Source organism: Paraburkholderia sp. Ac-20342 (assembly GCF_017104985.1).
Taxonomy (GTDB): domain Bacteria; phylum Pseudomonadota; class Gammaproteobacteria; order Burkholderiales; family Burkholderiaceae; genus Paraburkholderia.
The window spans coordinates 1-20415 of record NZ_JAAGPQ010000087.1 but is presented as its reverse complement, the minus strand read 5'-3'; the positions used below and the strand labels follow the sequence as shown (position 1 = coordinate 20415).

At 64.6% G+C, this 20415-nt stretch carries 19 protein-coding genes, 1 tRNA gene and 2 pseudogenes; 13 read left to right on the top strand and 9 right to left on the bottom strand.

The window, feature by feature from the left end; translation table 11 throughout:
* The first annotated feature begins 42 nt into the window (after positions 1 to 42).
* The 5 genes from G3N58_RS26970 (at position 43) to hisC (ending at position 3838) form a co-directional block, all read left to right on the top strand.
* Positions 43 to 119 (top strand) — tRNA-Gln (locus G3N58_RS26970).
* Positions 120 to 193: 74 nt separating this feature from the next.
* Entirely contained in the window at positions 194 to 1150 is a 957-nt protein-coding gene (locus G3N58_RS26965) for a ribose-phosphate pyrophosphokinase (protein ID WP_167048304.1), read from the top strand.
* A gap of 163 nt (positions 1151 to 1313) precedes the next feature.
* Positions 1314 to 1928 carry a 50S ribosomal protein L25/general stress protein Ctc gene (locus G3N58_RS26960; protein WP_167048306.1) on the top strand — a complete coding sequence of 205 codons (615 nt, stop codon included), beginning with the start codon at positions 1314 to 1316 and terminating at the stop codon, positions 1926 to 1928.
* Between the two features lie 149 nt (positions 1929 to 2077).
* The gene (gene pth, locus G3N58_RS26955; RefSeq protein ID WP_085482232.1) at positions 2078 to 2683 is read left to right on the top strand and encodes an aminoacyl-tRNA hydrolase; all 606 of its coding nucleotides are present in this window, start codon (positions 2078 to 2080) and stop codon (positions 2681 to 2683) included.
* Positions 2684 to 2758: 75 nt separating this feature from the next.
* Positions 2759 to 3838 (top strand): histidinol-phosphate transaminase, encoded by a 1080-nt coding sequence (hisC, locus tag G3N58_RS26950; RefSeq protein WP_167048308.1) that lies wholly within the window; start codon positions 2759 to 2761, stop codon positions 3836 to 3838.
* A 118-nt stretch (positions 3839 to 3956) separates the two neighbouring features.
* On the opposite strand, the gene G3N58_RS26945 is transcribed toward hisC, so the two are convergent.
* Positions 3957 to 4214, bottom strand: a complete 258-nt coding sequence (locus G3N58_RS26945; RefSeq protein ID WP_167048310.1) for a YfhL family 4Fe-4S dicluster ferredoxin — start codon at positions 4212 to 4214, stop codon at positions 3957 to 3959.
* A gap of 122 nt (positions 4215 to 4336) precedes the next feature.
* Between G3N58_RS26945 and G3N58_RS26940 the strand changes: the two are divergent.
* A pseudogene (locus tag G3N58_RS26940) lies at positions 4337 to 4660 on the top strand (winged helix-turn-helix domain-containing protein); the annotation flags it as partial.
* A 40-nt stretch (positions 4661 to 4700) separates the two neighbouring features.
* On the opposite strand, the gene coaD reads toward G3N58_RS26940, so the two are convergent.
* Positions 4701 to 5216: a pantetheine-phosphate adenylyltransferase gene (gene coaD, locus G3N58_RS26935; protein WP_167048352.1), complete on the bottom strand. Its 516-nt coding sequence runs from the start codon at positions 5214 to 5216 to the stop codon at positions 4701 to 4703.
* Positions 5217 to 5324: 108 nt separating this feature from the next.
* On the bottom strand, positions 5325 to 5939 hold the full coding sequence (gene rsmD, locus G3N58_RS26930) for a 16S rRNA (guanine(966)-N(2))-methyltransferase RsmD (protein ID WP_206000695.1): 615 nt from the start codon (positions 5937 to 5939) through the stop codon (positions 5325 to 5327).
* 247 nt (positions 5940 to 6186) lie between these two features.
* Here rsmD and ftsY point away from each other — a divergent pair, with 247 nt between their 5' ends.
* Positions 6187 to 7353, top strand: coding sequence for a signal recognition particle-docking protein FtsY (ftsY, locus tag G3N58_RS26925; RefSeq protein WP_167048368.1), 1167 nt, complete (start codon positions 6187 to 6189; stop codon positions 7351 to 7353).
* A gap of 185 nt (positions 7354 to 7538) precedes the next feature.
* Here ftsY and maiA read toward each other — a convergent pair whose 3' ends face one another.
* Positions 7539 to 8183, bottom strand: a complete 645-nt coding sequence (gene maiA / locus G3N58_RS26920) for a maleylacetoacetate isomerase (protein WP_206000693.1) — start codon at positions 8181 to 8183, stop codon at positions 7539 to 7541.
* A 34-nt stretch (positions 8184 to 8217) separates the two neighbouring features.
* Positions 8218 to 8916: a fumarylacetoacetate hydrolase family protein gene (locus tag G3N58_RS26915; protein WP_206000691.1), complete on the bottom strand. Its 699-nt coding sequence runs from the start codon at positions 8914 to 8916 to the stop codon at positions 8218 to 8220.
* A 237-nt stretch (positions 8917 to 9153) separates the two neighbouring features.
* Here G3N58_RS26915 and ybiB point away from each other — a divergent pair, with 237 nt between their 5' ends.
* Positions 9154 to 10131, top strand: coding sequence for a DNA-binding protein YbiB (ybiB, locus tag G3N58_RS26910; protein WP_167048374.1), 978 nt, complete (start codon positions 9154 to 9156; stop codon positions 10129 to 10131).
* Between the two features lie 13 nt (positions 10132 to 10144).
* Positions 10145 to 10607 (top strand): annotated as a pseudogene (locus G3N58_RS26905) (hypothetical protein); the annotation flags it as partial.
* A 346-nt stretch (positions 10608 to 10953) separates the two neighbouring features.
* Here the strand turns inward: G3N58_RS26905 and G3N58_RS26900 are convergent.
* The gene (locus tag G3N58_RS26900; RefSeq protein WP_167048376.1) at positions 10954 to 11337 is read right to left on the bottom strand and encodes a nuclear transport factor 2 family protein; all 384 of its coding nucleotides are present in this window, start codon (positions 11335 to 11337) and stop codon (positions 10954 to 10956) included.
* 42 nt (positions 11338 to 11379) lie between these two features.
* The gene (locus G3N58_RS26895; protein WP_206000689.1) at positions 11380 to 11943 is read right to left on the bottom strand and encodes an acyloxyacyl hydrolase; all 564 of its coding nucleotides are present in this window, start codon (positions 11941 to 11943) and stop codon (positions 11380 to 11382) included.
* 361 nt (positions 11944 to 12304) lie between these two features.
* On the opposite strand from G3N58_RS26895, the gene rpoH reads away from it, so the two are divergent.
* From rpoH to cydB, 4 genes are all read left to right on the top strand, one after another.
* Positions 12305 to 13240, top strand: a complete 936-nt coding sequence (gene rpoH / locus G3N58_RS26890) for an RNA polymerase sigma factor RpoH (RefSeq protein ID WP_206000687.1) — start codon at positions 12305 to 12307, stop codon at positions 13238 to 13240.
* A 391-nt stretch (positions 13241 to 13631) separates the two neighbouring features.
* A complete protein-coding gene (gene cydP, locus G3N58_RS26885) occupies positions 13632 to 13892 on the top strand; it encodes a cytochrome oxidase putative small subunit CydP (RefSeq protein WP_167048380.1) in 261 nt (86 codons plus the stop codon).
* Entirely contained in the window at positions 13882 to 15477 is a 1596-nt protein-coding gene (locus G3N58_RS26880) for a cytochrome ubiquinol oxidase subunit I (protein WP_206000685.1), read from the top strand. Before cydP ends, G3N58_RS26880 begins: the two co-directional genes overlap by 11 nt.
* 37 nt (positions 15478 to 15514) lie before the next feature.
* Positions 15515 to 16651, top strand: a complete 1137-nt coding sequence (cydB, locus tag G3N58_RS26875; protein ID WP_167048384.1) for a cytochrome d ubiquinol oxidase subunit II — start codon at positions 15515 to 15517, stop codon at positions 16649 to 16651.
* 116 nt (positions 16652 to 16767) lie between these two features.
* Here cydB and nagE read toward each other — a convergent pair whose 3' ends face one another.
* Together nagE and ptsP are read right to left on the bottom strand one after the other, a co-directional pair.
* On the bottom strand, positions 16768 to 18585 hold the full coding sequence (nagE, locus tag G3N58_RS26870; RefSeq protein ID WP_167048386.1) for an N-acetylglucosamine-specific PTS transporter subunit IIBC: 1818 nt from the start codon (positions 18583 to 18585) through the stop codon (positions 16768 to 16770).
* Positions 18586 to 18689: 104 nt separating this feature from the next.
* Positions 18690 to 20415, bottom strand: a 1726-nt coding sequence (gene ptsP, locus G3N58_RS26865) for a phosphoenolpyruvate--protein phosphotransferase (protein WP_206000683.1), incomplete at its 5' end; no start/stop codon positions are given.

Here is a 20415-nt window from a genome sequence, read left to right as displayed (position 1 = left end):
GTCGAACGAAACTCCACGGTCGGCGGAGCTCAAAGTTAGTGTAGGGGAGTCGCCAAGCTGGTTAAGGCACCGGATTTTGATTCCGGCATGCAAAGGTTCGAATCCTTTCTCCCCTGCCAAAAATTCTCGTAGTTCGCTGTGGTTCGTCACAGCAATCATATCTCTCCCGCCCCCAGCCTGAAGTAGGTGCACGATGAGCAGCCATGACGGCCTGATGGTTTTTACTGGCAACGCAAATCCCGCGCTTGCCCAGGAAGTCGTCAAAAACCTCGGTATTCCCCTCGGCAAAGCAATGGTCAGCCGTTTTTCGGACGGTGAGATCCAGGTCGAGATTCAGGAAAACGTGCGTGGCAAGGATGTCTTCGTCCTGCAATCCACGTGTGCACCGACGAACGACAATCTGATGGAACTGATGATCATGGTCGATGCGCTCAAGCGCGCATCCGCAGGCCGGATCACCGCCGCCATCCCCTACTTCGGTTATGCCCGTCAGGATCGGCGCCCGCGTTCGGCGCGCGTCGCCATCTCGGCGAAGGTCGTGGCGAACATGCTGGAAATCGCCGGCGTCGAGCGGATCATCACGATGGATCTGCACGCTGACCAGATTCAAGGCTTCTTCGACATCCCGGTCGACAACATCTACGCAACGCCCGTGTTGCTCGGCGATCTGCGCAAGCAGAACTACGACAACCTGCTGGTCGTTTCGCCGGACGTCGGCGGCGTGGTGCGCGCCCGTGCACTGGCAAAGCAGCTCAATTGCGATCTCGCGATCATCGACAAGCGTCGCCCGAAGGCGAACGTCGCCGAAGTGATGAACATCATCGGTGAAGTCGAAGGCCGCACCTGCGTGATCATGGACGACATGGTCGACACGGCCGGCACGCTGTGCAAGGCCGCGCAGGTTCTGAAGGAACGCGGCGCGAAGCAGGTGTTCGCGTACGCCACTCACCCGGTTCTGTCGGGCGGCGCAGGCGAGCGTATCGCCGCTTCCGCACTCGACGAACTCGTGGTCACGGACACGATCCCGCTCGGCGAAGAAGCCCGTTCGTGCGCAAAGATCCGTTCGTTGACGAGCGCCGGCCTGCTCGCCGAAACGTTCTCGCGCATCCGCCGCGGCGATTCGGTCATGTCGCTGTTCGCCGAGAGTTAAGCATTTGCGAAGACGCCGCGTACCGCTTCATGCGACACGCGGCGTTTTTGCACAATCGGCATGAACGAACGAAGGTTCGTGCCGCTATCCCGGGCCTCAGCCATTACGGCTTCGAGGCCCTGTTTTTACTGCCTGGTCGCGGGCAGTGCATTGGAGATTCAACATGAAAGTAGTCGCTTTCGAGCGTTCCCTGCAAGGTACGGGTGCGAGCCGCCGCCTGCGTAACTCGGGTAAGACCCCGGGTATCGTTTATGGCGCGGGTGCTGACACGCAACTGATCGAACTCGATCACAACGCCCTGTGGCACGCGCTCAAGAAAGAAGTTTTCCACTCGTCGATCCTCGAACTGGAAGTGGCCGGCAAGTCGCAACAGGTTCTGCTGCGCGACGTGCAATACCACCCGTTCCGTCAGCTCGTGCTGCACGTGGACTTCCAGCGCGTCGACGCATCGAAGAAGCTGCACACCAAGGTGCCGCTGCACTTCCTGAACCAGGAAAGCAACCCGGCAGTGAAGCTGTCGAGCGCGGTGATCTCGCACGTCCTCAACGAAATCGAAATCGAGTGCCTGCCGTCGGCACTGCCCGAATTCATCGAAGTCGACCTCGCGAAGATCGAAGCAGGTCAATCGGTTCACGCGAAGGACATCCCGTTGCCGGCAGGTGTGGCGCTCGTCGCCCACGTCGACGCGGAAAACCCGGTGGTTGCTGCTGCAACGATCCCGGCTGGCGCGATCTCCGGAGACGCCGCTGCTGCTGAAGGCGAAACGCCGGCTGCTTAAGGGCCCTTCGGTTCAGAGCAAGCAATCCTCTCGATCCGTTTCCCATGAAACGGTCGATGTGACCCGCCGAGGTTCGCCCTGGCGGGTTTTTTTTCGGCTTTTTGGGTCCGGCTGCAGTTCCCTTCCGGGCCAGATGGACTCACGCAATCATGATCAAGCTGATCGTCGGGCTCGGCAATCCGGGCGCCGAATACACCGCGACGCGTCACAACGCCGGCTTCTGGCTGGTCGATCAACTCGCGCGCGAGGCAGGCACGACGCTGCGCGACGAGCGGCGCTTCCACGGCTTTTACGCGAAAGCGCGACTGCACGGCGAGGAAGTGCATCTGCTGGAGCCGCAAACCTATATGAACCGTTCCGGCCAATCGGTCGTGGCGGTGGCGCAGTTCTTCAAGATTCTTCCCGACGAGATTCTGGTCGCGCACGACGAGCTCGACATGCCGCCCGGCAGCGTCAAGCTGAAGCTCGGTGGCGGCAGCGGCGGGCATAATGGACTGAAGGACATCAGCGCGCACCTGTCGTCGCAGCAATACTGGCGGCTGCGGATCGGCATTGGCCATCCGCGCGACCTGATTCCCGAAAGCGCGCGCGCCGGCGCCAAACCCGACGTCGCCAATTACGTGCTGAAACCGCCGCGCCGCGAAGAGCAGGATGTGATCGACGCGTCGATCGAACGCGCCCTCGCGGTCATGCCCCAGGTCATCAAGGGCGAGCTGGAGCGCGCGATGATGCAGCTGCATCGCAATAACGGCTGAATAACGGCTGAATAACGGCTGACCGGCGCGGCCGGCCGCCATCGCCATTGCAATCGACATCGCCAGGAGAATCGCTTGAGCCGTTACTGGAGTGACATCGTCCACCGTTTGACGCCGTATGTGCCGGGCGAACAGCCCGCGCTCGCGCATCCGGTGAAGCTGAACACCAACGAGAATCCGTACCCGCCGTCGCCGCGCGTGCTCGCGGCGATCCGCCAGGAACTCGGCGACACGGCCGAAGCGCTGCGCCGCTATCCGGACCCTACCGCGCGCAAGCTGCGCGAAACGGTCGCTGCCTATCACGGCATCCGCGCCGAACAGGTGTTTGCGGGCAACGGCTCGGACGAGGTGCTCGCGCTCACGTTCCAGGCCTTGCTCAAGCACGGCAAGCCGCTGCTGTTCCCCGACATCACGTACAGCTTCTATCCGACCTACGCCAGGCTGTTCGAAGTCGATTACCAGACCATCGCGCTCGACGACAACTTTGCGATCGACATCGACGATTACGCGGTGGAGAACGGCGGCATCCTGTTTCCGAACCCGAATGCGCCGACCGGCCGCCCGTTGCCGCTCGCGGACATCGAACGTCTCGTGGCGCGCCATCCGGATTCGGTCGTGGTAATCGACGAGGCTTACGTCGATTTCGGCGCCGAATCGGCAATTGCGCTGATCGATCGCTATCCGAATCTGCTCGTCGTGCAGACCGTGTCGAAATCGCGTTCGCTGGCCGGCATGCGCGTCGGCCTCGCGTTCGGCAATCCGGAGCTGATCGACGCGCTGAACCGCGTGAAAGACAGCTTCAACTCCTACCCGCTCGATCGGCTCGCCCAAGCGGCCGCGACCGCCGCCTACGAAGACGACGCCTGGTTCCGCGACTGCTGCGCGAAGGTGATCGCGAGCCGCGAGCGCCTGGCCGCGGAACTGGGCGCGCTCGGCTTCGAAGTCTTGCCGTCGGCCGCGAATCTGCTGTTCGCGCGCCATGCGGGCTACGACGCGGCGACGCTCGCATTGCGGCTCAGGGAGAAAGAAATTTTCGTGCGCCATTTCAAGGCGCCGCGTATCGACCAGCACCTGCGAATTTCGATCGGCACCGATGCTGAATGCGACATTCTGCTGGATGCGTTACGCGCTATTTTCAGCACGTACGCCGGATAGCGATGCGCGCCTCGGCGGCCTGAGGAAAACACCACCGCAAAACAAAAGCCAGAAACAAAAATGGCGAAGACCCATTCAGCCTTCGCCATTTTTTTGCTGCACGCATCAACCCCGAACGTCACGCACCCTTCGCGGCTTGCAGCGCGTGATACTTCGCCATCAAGCCTTCGCGCGTTTCCAGATGTTCCGGGTCGCGTGGAATGCACTCCACCGGGCACACCTGAATGCACTGCGGCTCGTCGAAATGGCCGACGCACTCGGTACATTTCTTCGGATCGATCACATAGATTTCCGTGCCCATCGAAATCGCATCGTTCGGGCACTCCGGCTCGCAGACGTCGCAATTGATGCATTCGTCGGTAATCATCAAGGCCATGCCGCCACCAACTTTCCTATGAAAAACAATACATTATAGCTTTTCATCCTGGCGCGCGGGCGCATGAAGCCAAGCGCCTTTTCACCACGACGCAGATCGACCGCAACTAAAATCCAGCCGACATCTATCTCCGATTTCTGCAATTGACCGAAGCGCAGCGTGGCCTGCCCACGCTACCGGCACTCGACCCGCTCGAAGAAAAAATCCTTGAATTCGTGGTGCGCGCAACGCAGAACAAGGAGCGCCTCCCGGTGAAGGACATGATGGGTCACAGCGAGCTGGGCTCGCCGGCCACGCTGCATGGCCGCATTTCATCGATGTGCGAGAAAGGCTGGATCGTGCTCAACGATACCGAAGACGCCCGGCGCAAGCAGATCGAACTCACGCCAGCCTCGCTCAGACATTTCGACAAATTCGCCGAGGCTTTCGCCAAAGCGGCAAAGGGCGCCTGGCCGTACCCGAAACTATCGGCCGCCGTCCGGCCGGTTACGGCTGCGCCGCCTGAGCGCCGCCATTCGGGTCCAGCGAAGCGACCTTCTCCTTCAGCCATTTTTCGACCGACGGGAACACGAACTTGCTGACGTCGCCGCCCAGTTGCGCGATCTCGCGCACGATCGTGCCCGAGATGAACTGGTACTGATCGGACGGCGTCATGAACATCGTCTCGACGTCGGGCAACAGATAGCGGTTCATGCCCGCCATCTGAAACTCGTATTCGAAATCCGACACGGCACGCAGGCCCCTGACGATCACGCGCGCGTTATTGGTCCGCACGAAATCCTTGAGGAGCCCCTTGAAGCTCATCACCTTGACGTTCGGGTAGTGCCCGAGCACTTCGTGTGCAATCGCGAGGCGCTCCTGCAGCGTAAAAAACGGCTTCTTGTTGCGACTGTCGGCAACGCCCACCACCAACGTGTCGAAAATGCTCGACGCGCGCCGAACGAGGTCTTCGTGACCGCGCGTCAGCGGGTCGAACGTGCCCGGGTACACGGCGACTACCATGAGACTTCTCCTCTATTCAGACAAAAGGGCACGGCAAAGCGTCCACGCGACGCATTTGACTCCGGACGCGCTGACGATAAACCGCCCGGCCCTTTTTTGGAACGCGCATTATTCCTTATTTTCGCGCTGCAGCAAATGAAAGTGGACAGCGCCCGCCTTGCCTTGCCGCGTGACTTCCCAGTCCGCGAGCGGCTCGTGGGCAGCTGTTTCGAGCGCCTCGCCCGCTTCGACATAGAGAAAACCGTTCGCGCCGACGAGCGGCGCCGCCACGGCCAGCGCCGGGCCGAGCAGATCGGCGCCGAACGGCGGATCGAGGAACACCACGTCGAACGAGCCGGGCGCGAGACTCGCGGCAAGACGTAGGCCGTCCGCCTCGGCGATTTCGATCGCGCGCGCCGCGAGGCGCTGCTGGTTCGCGCGCAACTGGCCGGCGGCGCGCGCATTGCGCTCCACCATCAGCACGCGCGCCGCGCCGCGCGACGCGGCCTCGAAGCCGAGCGCACCGCTGCCGGCGAACAGATCGAGGCAATGCTGGCCATCCAGACGCTGGCCGAGCCAGTTGAACAGCGTTTCGCGCACGCGGTCGGGCGTGGGGCGCAAGCCGTCCAGATCGAGCACGGGCAATGGCGTGCGCTTCCAGTCGCCGCCGATGATACGAATGGCGTGCGGCTTGCCGCCTTTGGACGAAGCGCCGGCGGCGCGTGAAGGTGCTAAACGGGGCATGCGGTTTCTTGCAGTTTCTATGACCTGGTGACGACGCCCGCGACGCGCAGGCGCGCGGACCGGAGCGCCCACGTTACCACAGGGGCGTCCCGCGTCCAGCCTGGCCGATCGGCCGATACGACGCGCCGCGGCTCGCCTGATAAAATGTGCGGCTGCCAGCGCCTTGCCTTTCGCATCGCGGCGCTGCCCTCCTTCGCCGGTCCCGTGCCGGCTGCGCGCATCGGCGCGCTCTCCAATACGCCAGATCATGTTCAGTTTTTTCAAACGATTCAAGGGTTCGAAAGAGTCCGATACCGCCGCAGACGAAGCGCAGGCGGCGCAAGACGGCGCGCAGTCCGAAGCCATCGCCCCGCTGCCCGAGGAAGCGGCGCTGCCGCCCGCGGCCGCGACCGTCTTCGAGCCGCAACCGCAGGAAGCGGCCGAGGCCGGCTTTGACGCCGAATTCGAAACCGAATTCGAAGCCGTCGAGGAAACCGTCGAAGTCGTCCCGCCGCCCGTGCAGGACGCGGGCGCGAAGCGCTCCTGGCTCACGCGCCTGAAAAGCGGGCTGTCGAAAACGAGTTCGAGCCTGACCGGCATCTTCGTTGGCACGAAGATCGACGAGGACCTGTACGAAGAACTCGAAACCGCGCTGCTGATGTCGGACGCCGGCGTCGAGGCCACCGAATTCCTGCTCGAATCGCTGCGCGAAAAAGTGCGCAGCGAGCGCCTCACCGACCCGCAGCAGGTCAAGACGGCGCTGCGCACGCTGCTCGTCGCGCTGCTCAAGCCGCTCGAAAAATCGCTGATGCTCGGCCGTGCGCAGCCGCTCGTCATGATGATCGCCGGCGTCAACGGCGCGGGCAAAACCACGAGCATCGGCAAGCTCGCCAAGCATCTGCAGAGCTTCGACCAGTCGGTCCTGCTCGCCGCCGGCGACACGTTCCGCGCCGCCGCGCGCGAACAGCTGGCGATCTGGGGCCAGCGCAACAACGTGACCGTGGTCGCGCAGGAAAGCGGCGACCCGGCCGCGGTGATCTTCGACGCGGTCGGCGCCGCGCGCGCGCGCAAGATCGACGTGATGATGGCCGACACGGCCGGCCGCCTGCCTACGCAACTGCATCTGATGGAAGAGCTGCGCAAGGTGAAGCGCGTGATCGGCAAGGCGCAGGACGGCGCGCCGCACGAGGTGCTGCTCGTGATCGACGCGAACACGGGCCAGAACGCACTCACCCAGGTCAAGGCGTTCGACGACGCGCTCGGCCTCACCGGCCTGATCGTCACCAAGCTCGACGGCACCGCGAAGGGCGGCATTCTCGCGGCCATCGCACGGCAGCGGCCGGTGCCGGTGTATTTCATCGGCGTCGGCGAAAAGGTCGAGGATTTGCAACCGTTCAGCGCCGAGGAGTTTTCGGACGCGTTGCTGGGTGTTTGAGTTGCGCTTGAGTTACGTTTGAGCCGCGCTTGATCCACACCTGATCCGCGCTCAACCCGTAGCGCGCGGGCGCTTGAGCCCGAAACCAGCAAGAGGGCACTCCACGGAGCGCCCTCTTTTCATTTCAACCCGCCGCCGATATGCCGATGCGTCGCTACGCGACATAGAGCCGAAAAGCCGCCGCGTCACTCGGCATCGGGTTGCGCACCCGGTGCCGCGCGCGCAAACGCATCGAGCTGCATCGCGTGATCGTAGATGCGCTGGATCGTCGGAAACTTCGCCGTGTCGACCTTGAAGCGGTGCGCGTTGAACACCTGCGGAATCAGACAGGCATCGGCGAGCGTCGGCGTGTCGCCGAAACACAGCGAGCCGGTACGCGCGTCGCCCGCCAGATGCGTCTCCAGCGTCGCGAAGCCCGCGTCGATCCAGTGCCGGTACCACGCGTCTTTCGCATCGTCGTCGACGCACAGCGTGTGCTTCAGATAGCGCAGCACGCGCAGATTGTTCAGCGGATGAATCTCGCACGCGACCTGTAGCGCCACCGAGCGCACATACGCGCGATCGACGGGCGTCTTCGGCAGCAGCGGCGGCTCGGGATGCGTCTCCTCCAGATACTCGATGATCGCGAGCGACTGCGGCAACACGTCGTTGCCGTCGACGAGCGTCGGCACGATACCGTCCGGATTGACTTTGCGGTATTCGGGCTTCAGTTGCTCGCCGCCGTCGCGCACGAGGTGCACGGGCACGTAGTCGTACGGCAGGTTCTTCACGTTCAGCGCAATGCGCACGCGATACGCCGCCGAGCTACGGAAATAGCTATAGAGCTTCATGTTGTCTGTCTCCTCCAAACCTGCCCGCGAATCGTCAGACGACGCGCACGCTGAACTCGCCGAGCCCGTCCACGCCGCCCTTCATCAGATCGCCCTGCACCACCGCGCCGACGCCCTCGGGCGTACCGGTGAAAATCAGGTCGCCCGGCTGCAACTCGAACAGCGTCGACAGATACGCCACCGTCTCGCCGACCGACCAGATCAGCTGCGACACGTCCGAGCGCTGCTTGTCCTCGCCGTTCACCGACAGCCAGATCGCGCCCTTGCCGATATGGCCGACCTTCGAAGCCGGATGGATCGGGCCGAGCGGCGCCGAATGATCGAAGCCCTTCGCGGTATCCCACGGACGGCCCAGCTTCTTCGCCTCGCCTTGCAGATCGCGGCGCGTCATGTCGAGGCCGAGCGCGTAGCCGTACACGTGATCGAGCGCGCTTTCGACGGGGATGTCCTTGCCGCTCCTGCCGATCGCCGCGACCATTTCCATTTCGAAGTGGACGTTCTTCGTTTGCGACGGATACGGAAATTCGCCGGTCGCGCCTGGTGCGACATAGACGACGGCATCGGCCGGCTTCGAGAAGAAGAACGGCGGCTCGCGGTCCGGGTCATGCCCCATCTCGCGCGCGTGCGCCTCGTAATTGCGCCCCACGCAGTAGATGCGCCGCACCGCGAACTGCTCGCCCGACCCGACGACCGGCACCGCGACCTGCGGTGCCGGTGCAAATACGTAACTCATCCCGTTCTCCGTTTTCCGATTGGCTTACGATCCGCGCCGCCGACGCGGCGAGAAGCATCGAGTGTAACGCGCGGCACGGGCCAATGCGTCCAGGCGCGAGCGCCGAGGCACGGGCTCGGCGCCCCGTTCTTTCTCGCGCGAGCCCCATAGATGCGATACTCATACCGAATAGCATCCTTTGAATCAGCTGGCGACCCGCTCCAGTGCGACGCGCCACGCCGCCCGCCCCCTTACCCGATGACCGCCCCGACCGACACCGCTACCGCCGCCCCCTTCCCCTGCGCCCGCTTCATCAAGGAAATCGGCCGTGGCCCGAACGGCGCCCGCGCGCTGAGCGCCGACGACACCCGCGAACTCTACGCCGCGATGCTCGACGGCCGCGTGGCCGAACTCGAACTCGGCGCGGTGCTGCTCGCGTATCGCGTGAAAGGCGAGAGCGCCGACGAACTCGCCGCGATGCTGGCCGCCGCGCATGCGTCGTTCGAGCCGGTGCAATTGCCGCACGGCGCATATCGGCCCGTGTCGATCCCATCCTACAACGGCGCGCGCAAGCAGCCGAACCTCGTGCCGCTGCTCGCGCTGCTGCTCGCGCGCGAAGGCGTGCCGGTGCTCGTGCACGGCGTCACTGAAGATCCGGGCCGCGTGACGAGCGCCGAAATCTTCGCGGAGCTGCGGATTCCGCACGCGCAATCACTCGCCGAGATCGAAGACGGTCTCGCCGAGCGCCGCCTCGCATTTGCCTCGATCGACGTGCTCGCGCCGAAACTCGCGCATCTGCTCGCGCTGCGCCGGCGCATGGGCGTGCGAAATTCGACGCATACGCTCGTGAAAATCCTGCAGCCGTTCGCGCCTGCGGGGCTGCGCCTCGTCAACTACACGCATCCGCCATATCGCGACAGTCTCACGCAGCTGTTCAACTCGCATCCCGACGCTGCGCTCGGCGGCGCCCTGCTCGCGCGCGGCACCGAGGGCGAGGCGGTCGCGGATACGCGGCGCCAGGTGCAGGTCGACTGGCTGCACGACGGCATCTGCGAAACGCGTCTGCCGCACGAGCGTTCGTCGCCCGACGCGCCCGAAGTCGAATTGCCCGAAGCGCGCGACGCCGTCACCACGGCCGAGTGGATCGACGCAGTGCTGCGCGGCGAAGCGCCGGTGCCTGGCGCGATCGAGCGACAGGTCGAGCTGATCGTCGAGATCGCGAAAACGGCGCGCTGAAACTCGCCGAAGCGTGGCAATCGCGCGCGAGGTCTGCGACGCCGTCGCGCAGACATGGCGGCCCACGCTCGCCCACAAGATGATCGTCAAGCGTCGAGGCGGCCACGCCGAACGTGTTCGCCGACCAGATCGAGTGGATGCACCGCAATCTCGGCTATCGCGACAGCATCGTGCTATCGGTGCATCCGCACAACGACCGCGGCACCGCGATCGCCGCAGCGGAACTCGCGCTGCTCGCGGGCGCGGATCGCATCGAAGGCTGCCTGTTCGGCAATGGCGAGCGCACGGGCAATGTCGATCTCGTGCCGCTCGCGATGAATCTCGACGCGCAAGGCATCGATAGCGAACTCGATTTTTCCGATCTCGCGGCGATCCGGCGCGTGGTGGAGCGTTGCACGCGGATTCCGGTGCCGACACGGCATCCGTATGCGGGCGACGTGGCGATGCGGATCGCCGGGGCAAGGAGCGGCGCGAACGGCGCCGCTACCGGTAATGGCAATGGCAACGACAACGCGACCGAGCGCGACGAGGCCGGCGAATGCGTCGCGGCCTGAAGCCGGGTCTCAAGCTGAGTGTGTCGTGAAAGAAGCGGAGTGAATCCGCAGCAGCAGAGCGCGTATCCCGTGCTTCGCTGTGGCCGCCGACGCGCTCACGAGGCGCATACCGCAAGCCGAGCCGGACCCGACGTGCATCCGACCCGAAGCCCACGCGAGTCCGCGGCATGAGTCCATGCGCGAATCAGGCGCAAACCCAGCGCGCCCGCAAAACCTGCAAGCCGCTCGCCACATCATACGAACAAGACGGACGTCGCCGAAAAACGCGTCACTCGATCGCGCAGCGCGTCGCCTGCCAGGCGATCAAACGCCACTGCCCATCTTCCTGCGTATGGATCGCCGTATAGGCAATCGGAAACAGCAGCGCGCCGTTGTTCGCTTCCATCTCGATCAGCGCGCGGCCCGTGACGACATACGTTTCGCGCCCGGCCGGCAGCACGTCCTGCGACTGCACCTCGATCTGCCGATAACGGCGGCGCCCCCCCGTAATCCCGTCGATGAACTGCCGCTTCGTCTCGCGTTTGCCGTTCGTGTGGACATAGCTCACGTTGTCCGCGAGCAGCGTGTCGAGCGACTGCCCGTCGCCGTCGACCATCGCACGAAAGCGCTCCCGCTCGAGCCCGCGAATCGCTTCGATCATCTTTGCCACCATTGCAGCCCCTTGCACACCGTAGGCCAAAGGCGGCCACGGTCGTCAGAAGTTATATTGCAAATATAGCTGGCTGAAATTTATACCAGGATTCGGCTCTTTGATACCGCCGTTGGAAATATGCTGGAAGCGGTAGCCCGCAACATATTGCTGATGCGTGCCGAATTGCAGCCCGACGCCCGCCATGTCGGCGAACTGAAACGCGCTGGAAAGCGTGAGGTCGGAAGAAATGCGGGGACTCGTCAGCAGCCGCACGCCGGCGCCCACCTCGACGAACGGCCGCACCGGGCCCGACATCTTGATGAAGCGGATCACGGGCGTCACGCCAACCTCCCCGATGTCGCCATGAACGTTGCCTTCGTTGGTGTGCCACCACGCGACGTGCGCCTCGCCGATCAATGCGAAGTGCCAGTCGCCGACCTGCCACCACGTCCAGTCCGGATCCCACACCATGCCCAGATCGAGCTTCTTGATGTGATGGTCGCCCACCCCGGCCGCCACCTGCACCCCGAACGGGTCGGCGAGCGCCGTACCCGCCGCCGACATCAGCAGCGCGGCCAGCGTGCCTTTTAGAGTAAACCCACGCAAAACAGTGTTTTTGTTCTTCACCTTGCACCCGCACTCACGAGCATTGAAACGATGCGTAACCGTCTGCTTATTCTAAATAAAAACTTAAGAGCGCGGATCGTATGAATAATTGTCTAAATTCGCAATTATTTACTGATAAATAGGAAAATATCAGTCGATTATGAGAACCAAGGCTATTGGGTCGGTAACTTCTACGGTCGCTGAACGACAGCGAAATAGGCTGTCTAATAACTATCAGATGACGAATCTCAATAGGATTTTCGGGAACTCAGATGCCCCTACAGCCTCTAAGTATTAGCACTCGACAGATCAGAGTGCTAACATCCATCGCTGGAGTCCATCACTGAACACGCTATTGTCTGATTCCAAAGGAGTTTCACACGTGAGCCATGCAATGACCCTTCCGAGTACTCTGAGCCCGTCGTCGGCTAAGGCCGCTCCGGCAGGTGCACTGGCGCTCTCGCATTCCTCGCTGCTGCCCGGCCAACTGGGCAACATCGACGCCTACATCCAGGCCGTCAACCGCATTCCTATGCTGACGCCGACGGAAGAACGCCAGTTCGCCACCGAGTTTCGCGAGCACGACAACCTCGAATCGGCGCGTCGCCTCGTGCTGTCGCACCTGCGCCTCGTCGTGTCGATCGCGCGCAACTACCTCGGTTACGGGTTGCCGCACGCCGACCTGATCCAGGAAGGCAACATCGGGCTGATGAAGGCCGTCAAGCGCTTCGACCCGGAGCAGAACGTGCGCCTCGTGTCGTACGCGATGCACTGGATCAAGGCCGAGATCCACGAATACATCCTGCGCAACTGGCGCATGGTGAAGGTCGCCACCACCAAGGCGCAGCGCAAGCTGTTCTTCAACCTTCGCAGCCACAAGCAGGGCCTCGGCGCGTTCACGCCGGACGAGATCGAAGGTCTCGCCAAGGAACTGAACGTGAAGCGCGAAGAAGTCGCGGAAATGGAAACGCGTCTGTCGGGCGGCGACATTGCGCTCGAAGGCCAGGTTGAAGACGGCGAAGAGTCGTACGCGCCGATCGCGTATCTCGCCGACTCGCACAGCGAGCCGACCGCCGTGCTGGCTTCGCGTCAGCGCGACCGGCTGCAAAGCGACGGCATCGCGAGCGCGCTCGAAGCACTCGATCCGCGCAGCCGCCGCATCATCGAGGCGCGCTGGCTGAAGGTCGAGGACGACGGCTCGGGCGGCTCGACGCTGCACGAACTGGCCGACGAATTCGGCGTATCGGCCGAGCGTATCCGCCAGATCGAAGCGAGCGCGATGAAGAAGATGCGCGGCGCACTCGCCGAATACGCGTAAAGCCCGCCACGCCGCCGGCTGCGGCCAATACAGCCGATACAGGCTGATACAGCAGCCGGCGCCTCGCACGGGAATCACTTGCTAGTTCAAGCCCCGCCCTCGCAAGACGGCGGGGCTTTTTTCATCCTCACGCGTTCGCTCTCGCGGCGCGCCCATGCCCGCCGATTCACGATCGTGAACACTCACCGGCCGCCACGGCTTCCTTGACGTATCGCAAGTCAGATAGCAATACTGCTCAGACGCGGCGAGCTTCGCGACTCGATGCCGCACGGCCCAATTCAAGCGCGCGAGGTTCGACTCCTACAATCGGCATGCATTCGCCAGATCTCCCGACGGCCCGGGCGGACTGGTCCAGCCGGGTTCACCGGCATGAAGTCGTCTTCGACCGAACATGACCCTAGCCCTCAATCGCCACAGCACACGCCGCTCACGCTGGCGCACCCGGTTCACCCGGTGGGTGCGCGGCCCGACACTGGCACGCGACATCGCCATCATCCTCGCCATCAAATTCGTCCTGCTGATGGCGCTCAAGTTCACCTTTTTCAATCATCCGCAGGCGCAGCACATGATGCTGCCGCCCGAGCAAGTCGCGCAGGCGCTGCTGTCGGTGCCTGTCCCGCATCCGTCCCGAGGTGATCAACATGCCCGTTAGCGAAGTCGTAGAACTATCGCGTCTTCAGTTCGCCATCACGGCGCTCTATCACTTTCTGTTCGTGCCGCTCACGCTCGGCCTCGCGTGGCTGCTCGTCATCATGGAGTCCGTCTACGTGATGACCGGCAAGCCGATCTACAAGGACATGACACAGTTCTGGGGCAAGCTCTTCGGCATCAACTTCGCGATGGGCGTCGCCACCGGTCTCACGCTCGAATTCCAGTTCGGCACCAACTGGGCGTACTACTCGCATTACGTCGGCGATATTTTCGGCGTGCCGCTCGCCGTCGAAGGGCTGATGGCGTTCTTCCTCGAATCGACCTTCGTCGGCCTGTTCTTCTTCGGCTGGAACCGGCTCTCGAAAGTGCAGCACCTGATCGTCACGTTCTGCGTCGCGCTCGGCTCGAACCTCTCGGCGCTGTGGATTCTGATCGCCAATGGCTGGATGAACAATCCGGTCGGCGCGAAGTTCAACTACCAGACGATGCGCATGGAGCTCGACAGCATCTTCGCGGTGATCTTCAACCCGGTCGCGCAGGTCAAGTTCGTGCACACGGTATCGGCCGGTTACGTGACCGCGTCGATGTTCGTGCTCGGCGTGTCGTCGTGGTATCTGCTCAAGCGCCGCGACACCGAGTTCGCGCTGCGCTCGTTCGCGATCGCCGCCGGCTTCGGCCTCGCCTCGGCCTTGTGCGTGATCGTGCTCGGCGACGAATCGGGCTATCGCACCGGCGAAGTCCAGCAGGTCAAGCTCGCCGCCATCGAATCCGAATGGGAAACCGCGCCCGCGCCGGCACCGTTCACGGTCTTCGGGATTCCGAACCAGCGCGAACAGCGCACCGATTACGCGATCCGCGTGCCGTACGCGCTCGGCATCATCGCGACGCGTTCGCTCGACGAGCCCGTGGTCGGCCTGCGCGACCTGATTGCGGAAAACGAAGGCCGCATCAAAAGCGGCATGCTGGCCTTCGCAGCGCTGCAAAAGCTCAAGGGCGGCGACGCGACCGACGCAGCGCGCGCCGCCTTCGAAGCGCACAAGGCCGATCTCGGCTACGGCCTGCTGCTCAAGCAGTTCACGCCGAACGTAACCGATGCGACGCCCGAGCAGATCTCCGCGGCGGCGCAGCGCACGATCCCGCCGGTCCTGCCACTGTTCTTCTCGTTTCGCCTGATGGTCGGCCTCGGTCTGCTGTTCCTCGCGACCTTCGTGCTCGCGTTCTGGTTCTGCGCGCAACGCACGCTGCTGCTGGAGAAGCGCCGCTGGTTCCTGCGCTGGGCCGTGTGGGCGATTCCGCTGCCGTGGCTCGCCGCCGAACTCGGCTGGATCGTCGCCGAAATGGGCCGCCAGCCGTGGAGCATCGCCGGCATCCTGCCGACCAGCCTCGCCGCGTCGAGCCTGACGCCGCGCGATCTGTATCTGAGCATCGGCGGCTTCGTGCTGTTCTACACGGTGCTGTTCGTCATCGAGATCATGCTGATGTTCAAGTACGCGCGGCTTGGTCCGTCGTCGCTGCACACGGGCCACTATCACCACGAGATCGCGCAGCCGGCCGCCCAGCCGCTGTCGCCGAATACGGCCGCGTGACGCGCCGCCGCCACTCCGTTCGAGAGGAATCGACACCATGGATTACGCAACGCTCAAACTGATCTGGTGGGCATTGATAGGCGTACTGCTGATCGGCTTCGCGCTCACCGACGGCTTCGATATGGGCGCGGCGATCCTGCTGCCGTTCATCGCGAAGACGGACGCCGAGCGGCGCATCGTCGTCAACACGGTCGGCGCAACGTGGGAAGGCAATCAGGTCTGGCTCGTCACCGCGGGCGGCGCGATGTTCGCGGCATGGCCGCTCGCTTATGCGGCGTCGTTCTCCGGCTTCTACTTCGCGATGCTGCTCGTGCTGTTCGCGCTGTTCTTCCGGCCGGTCGGCTTCGACTATCGCGGCAAGCGCGACGACCCGCGCTGGCGCAACGCGTGGGACTGGGGCCTGTTCATCGGCGGCCTCGTGCCGGCGCTCGTGTTCGGCGTCGCGTTCGGCAATCTGCTGCAAGGCGTGCCGTTCTCGTTCGACAACGACCTGCGCGTCACCTATCACGGCAGTTTCTTCGGGCTGCTCAATCCGTTCGCCTTGCTGACGGGCCTTGTCAGCGTGTCGATGCTGACCGCGCACGGCGCGGCGTTCGTGAAGTGGAAATCAGATGGCGTGATCCACGAGCGCGCGTCGAAGGCGCTGCGGCTCGCGGCGGTGTGCGCGGTCGTGCTGTTCATGGTGGCGGGCGCGTTCGTCGCGACGATGATCGGCGGCTATCAGATCGTCGACGCGCCGCCGCTCGACGCGGTCGCCAATCCGCTGCTGAAGACCGTGATCGGCGCACCGGGCCTGTGGCTCACCAACTACGCGCTGTATCCGTGGATGGTGGCCGCGCCCGTGGCGGGTCTCGTCGGCGGCATTCTGGCGGTGCTGCTCGCGCGTTCGCGCTTCGAGGCGAGCGCGTTTCTGTCGACCGCGCTGATGGTCGTCGGCGTGATCCTGACGGCAGGCTTCTCGATGTTCCCGTTCATCATGCCGTCCTCGCTCGACGGCCGCAGCAGCCTGACGCTATGGGATTCGACGTCGAGCCGCCTGACGCTCGAAATCATGCTGGTCGCCGTCATCATTTTCCTGCCGATCATCCTGCTGTACACGAGCTGGGTGTATCGCGTGATGCGTGGCAAGGTGACCGCGGCGGCCATCAAGGAAAACAGCCATTCGATGTATTGAACGGCACGACGTTTTGCGAGTCCGGTAGCATCCAGCGGTTAACGCAAGAGCGGCACCTTGAAAACAAGGTGCCGCTCTTTTTATTCACAGCCAACCGCTGCGAACCGGGGCATGGCTCACGCCAGTACCGGCTCTGCGCCGGCGCCCGCGCCGCCGCCTGGCGACAGTCGCGTCGCGAGCTTCTGCGCATAACGCGGCGCAGCCTCGCCGACCACGACATGGAACGTATCGGTGGCCACCCACGCGGTATCGAGCGAAGCGAGGCGCTGACGATCGACCGCCGACGGATCGCGCACGACGACCCGCAGACGCGTCGCCGCGACCGCATCGAGCGACACTATGTTGCCGGCGCCGCCGAACACGGCGAGCCAGCGCAGCGGATCGGGATCGAGCGGACCGCCCTGCGCGTGCTGAGCCACAGGTTGCGGCGCGGATTGCACGCTCCGCGCGGCAACCGCCGTCGGCGCAACAGCAGCAGCCACGGCAACCGGCGCAGCCCCGACCTCATCGCCGCCACCCTGCGCAATCACCGTGCGGATTTCATCGGCGATGATGTCCGCTTCCGGTCCGATGATGACCTGCACATTGGTCGCGCCGCGCTTGAGCACGCCGCGCGCGCCGATCGTCTTCAGCTCGCTCTCGGACACCTTCGCCGCATCGACCACCGACAGACGCAGACGCGTCGTGCACGCATCCACGACCGACAGATTCGCCGCGCCGCCGAGCGCCGCGATATAGCGTCGCGCACGCGGCACGGCCGCACCGGCGATCGGCGCGACGAAGCCGCCGGCCGTGAACGAATCGGCCTGCTCTTCGGCACCGGCCGGCTCGCGGCCCGGCGTTGCCATGTTGAACTTGCGGATGAAGAAGCGGAACAGCCCGTAGTACAGCACCGAGTACACGATGCCGATCGGAATCGCCCACCAGCCCCGCGTCGACAGCCCGTAGTTCAGCACGTAATCGATAAAGCCCGCCGAGAACGTGAAGCCGAGGTGAATGCCGAGCGCCGAGCAGATCGCGAGCGAAATCCCGGTCAGCAGCGCGTGGATCGCGTAGAGCACCGGCGCGAGGAACATGAAGCTGAATTCGATCGGCTCGGTCACGCCGGTCAGGAACGACGTGAGGCCCATCGAGAACAGCAGGCCGAACACCATCGCGCGGCGCTCTTTCGGCGCTTCGTGATACATCGCGAGACACGCGGCCGGCAGGCCGAACATCATCACCGGGAAGAAGCCCGTCATGAAGGTGCCCGCGGTCGGATCGCCGGCGAAGAAGCGGTGCAGGTCGCCCGTGACCGGCGCGCCGCCCGCCGGCGTGAACGTGCCGAACACGAACCACGTCAGCGAATTGAGGATGTGATGCAGGCCAGTGACGAGCAGCAGACGGTTCAGCACGCCGAACACGAAGGCGCCGAGCGCGCCCGCCGTGGTGAGCCAGTGGCCGGCCACGTCGATCGCGTTCTGCACCGGCTGCCACACGTAGCCGAACACGATGCCGAGTATCAGGCAGACCACCCCCGTGACGATCGGCACGAAGCGTTTGCCGCCGAAGAACGCGAGGTAATCGGGCAGCTTAATGTCCTTGTAGCGGTTGTACAGGAAACCGGCCACGAGACCCGCGACGATCCCCGACAGCACACCCATGTTGAGCTTGTCGTTGATGTCCTTCATCACCGCGATCTGCACCAGATAGCCGATCGCGCCCGCGAGGCCCGCGACGCCGTTGTTGTCTTTCGCGAAACCGACCGCCACGCCGATCGCAAACAGCAGCGGCAGGTTGCTGAAAATCGCGTCGCCCGCGTCGGCGATCATCTTGATGTTGAACACGTCGGGCTGGCCGAGGCGCAGCAGCAGGCCGGCGACCGGCAGCACCGCGATCGGCAGCATCAGCGCGCGTCCGAGGCGCTGAATCTTCAGAAACGGATTTCCATCCATGGGTATCTCCTGTCCTTGTCTCGTAACTGGACGTTGTGGTTAGGTTGTGTGGCGATAGGTGAGGATTGCGCCGGCCCGCGCCGCGAAGCACGGACCACGCGGCTTCAGTCGAGCGGCCAGGTGGCGCGGCTCGCGGCTCTGACGGCCTGCGCCGATTCGAGCGCGAGCGCATCCTGGGCGCGCTGACGGCACAACGGATAATCGAGCGTGCGCACGCGCGCCTTGATGCCCGGCACCGATACCGGATCGACCGACAGCTCGGTCACGCCGAGACCGACGAGCAGCGGCATCGCGAGCGGGTCGCCCGCCAGCGCGCCGCACACGCCGACCCATTTGCCGTGCTTGTCCGCGCCCGCGACGGTCGCCGCGATCAGGCGCAGCACGGCCGGGTGCAGGCCATCGGCCTGAGCCGCGAGATCGGGCTGGCAGCGGTCCATCGCGAGCGTGTACTGCGTCAGATCGTTGGTGCCGATCGAGAGGAAATCGGCGTGCTGCGCGAGTTGATCGGCGAGCAATGCCGCCGACGGCACTTCGATCATCACACCCACTTCGATCGCTTCCGTGCGGCCGGCCTCGCGCGCCAGCTCGTCGATGCGCTTGCGGATGCCGATCAGTTCGCTCGCGTCGGTGACCATCGGCAGCAGGATGCGCACGGCGCCGAGCGGGCGCACCGCGAGCAGGCCGCGCAACTGGGCGTCGAGCAGATCGGGGCGCACCTGCGCGAGGCGCACGCCGCGCAGGCCGAGCGCGGGGTTCGGCTCGGGCGGCAGCGTCAGATAGTCGACTTCCTTGTCGGCGCCGACATCGAGCGTGCGAATGATCGCGGTGCGGCCGCCCAACGCGTCGGCAATCGCCTGGTAGCTCTGACGATGCTCGTCGGCACTCGGTGCGGCCGGACGGTGGATAAACAGCAGCTCGGTGCGCAACAGCCCGACCGCATCGGCGCCGTTGTCGACGGCAGCCTTGGCGTCGTCGAGCGTCGCGATGTTGGCGGCCACTTCGATCGCCCGGCCGTCGGACGTCGCCGCGGCCTGCTGCGAGGTCCGGCGATTCGCTTCGCGCACGTCGGCGAGACGGCTGCGCTCGCGGCGCGCGCGTTCGACGTCGAGTTCGGTCGGTGCGAATTCGAGGCGCCCCGTGCTCGCATTGACGACGACCTGGGTGCCCTCGGGAATCGCATGCAACGCATCGCCGATCGCGACCAGCGCCGGAATGCCGGCCTGGCGCGCGAGAATCGCCGCGTGCGAGGTGGCGCCGCCGCGCGCCATCACGAGCGCGGTCACGCGCGTGCGATCGAGCGAGGACAGATCCGACGGCGTGAATTCGTCCGCGGCGAGCACCGCTTCAGCGGGCAGCGTGCGCGCCGCCGCGCTCGTATAACCGAGCGCGCGCAGCACGCGCTTTTCGATGTCGCGCAGATCGGCGGCACGTTCGGCAAGCAGCGCGTCCTCGACCTTGCTCAGGACATCGATCTGTGCGCGGATCGCCTCGCGCCACGCGAATCCGGCGCTCTTGCCGAGGCTGATCAGATCGCGCGCGGCATCGAGCAGCGTCGGGTCTTCGAGCAGCACGCGGTGCACCGCGAAAATCCCCGCTTCGCCGACCGCACCGCGCTGCGACGCATCGCGCACGGTCGTGTCGAGATCGGCGTCGACGCTCGCGATCGCCTTGTCGAGCAGACGGCTTTCCGCCGCCGACGTGCCGCTCGCCTGTTCCGGCGGATCGAGGTCCGCGTCGTCCCAGCGCACGAGTTGGCCGACCGCGACGCCCGGCGCCGCGCACACGCCCGCGAGCGTGTTCGGCGCGAGCGGCTCGCCCGTGGCCCGCGCC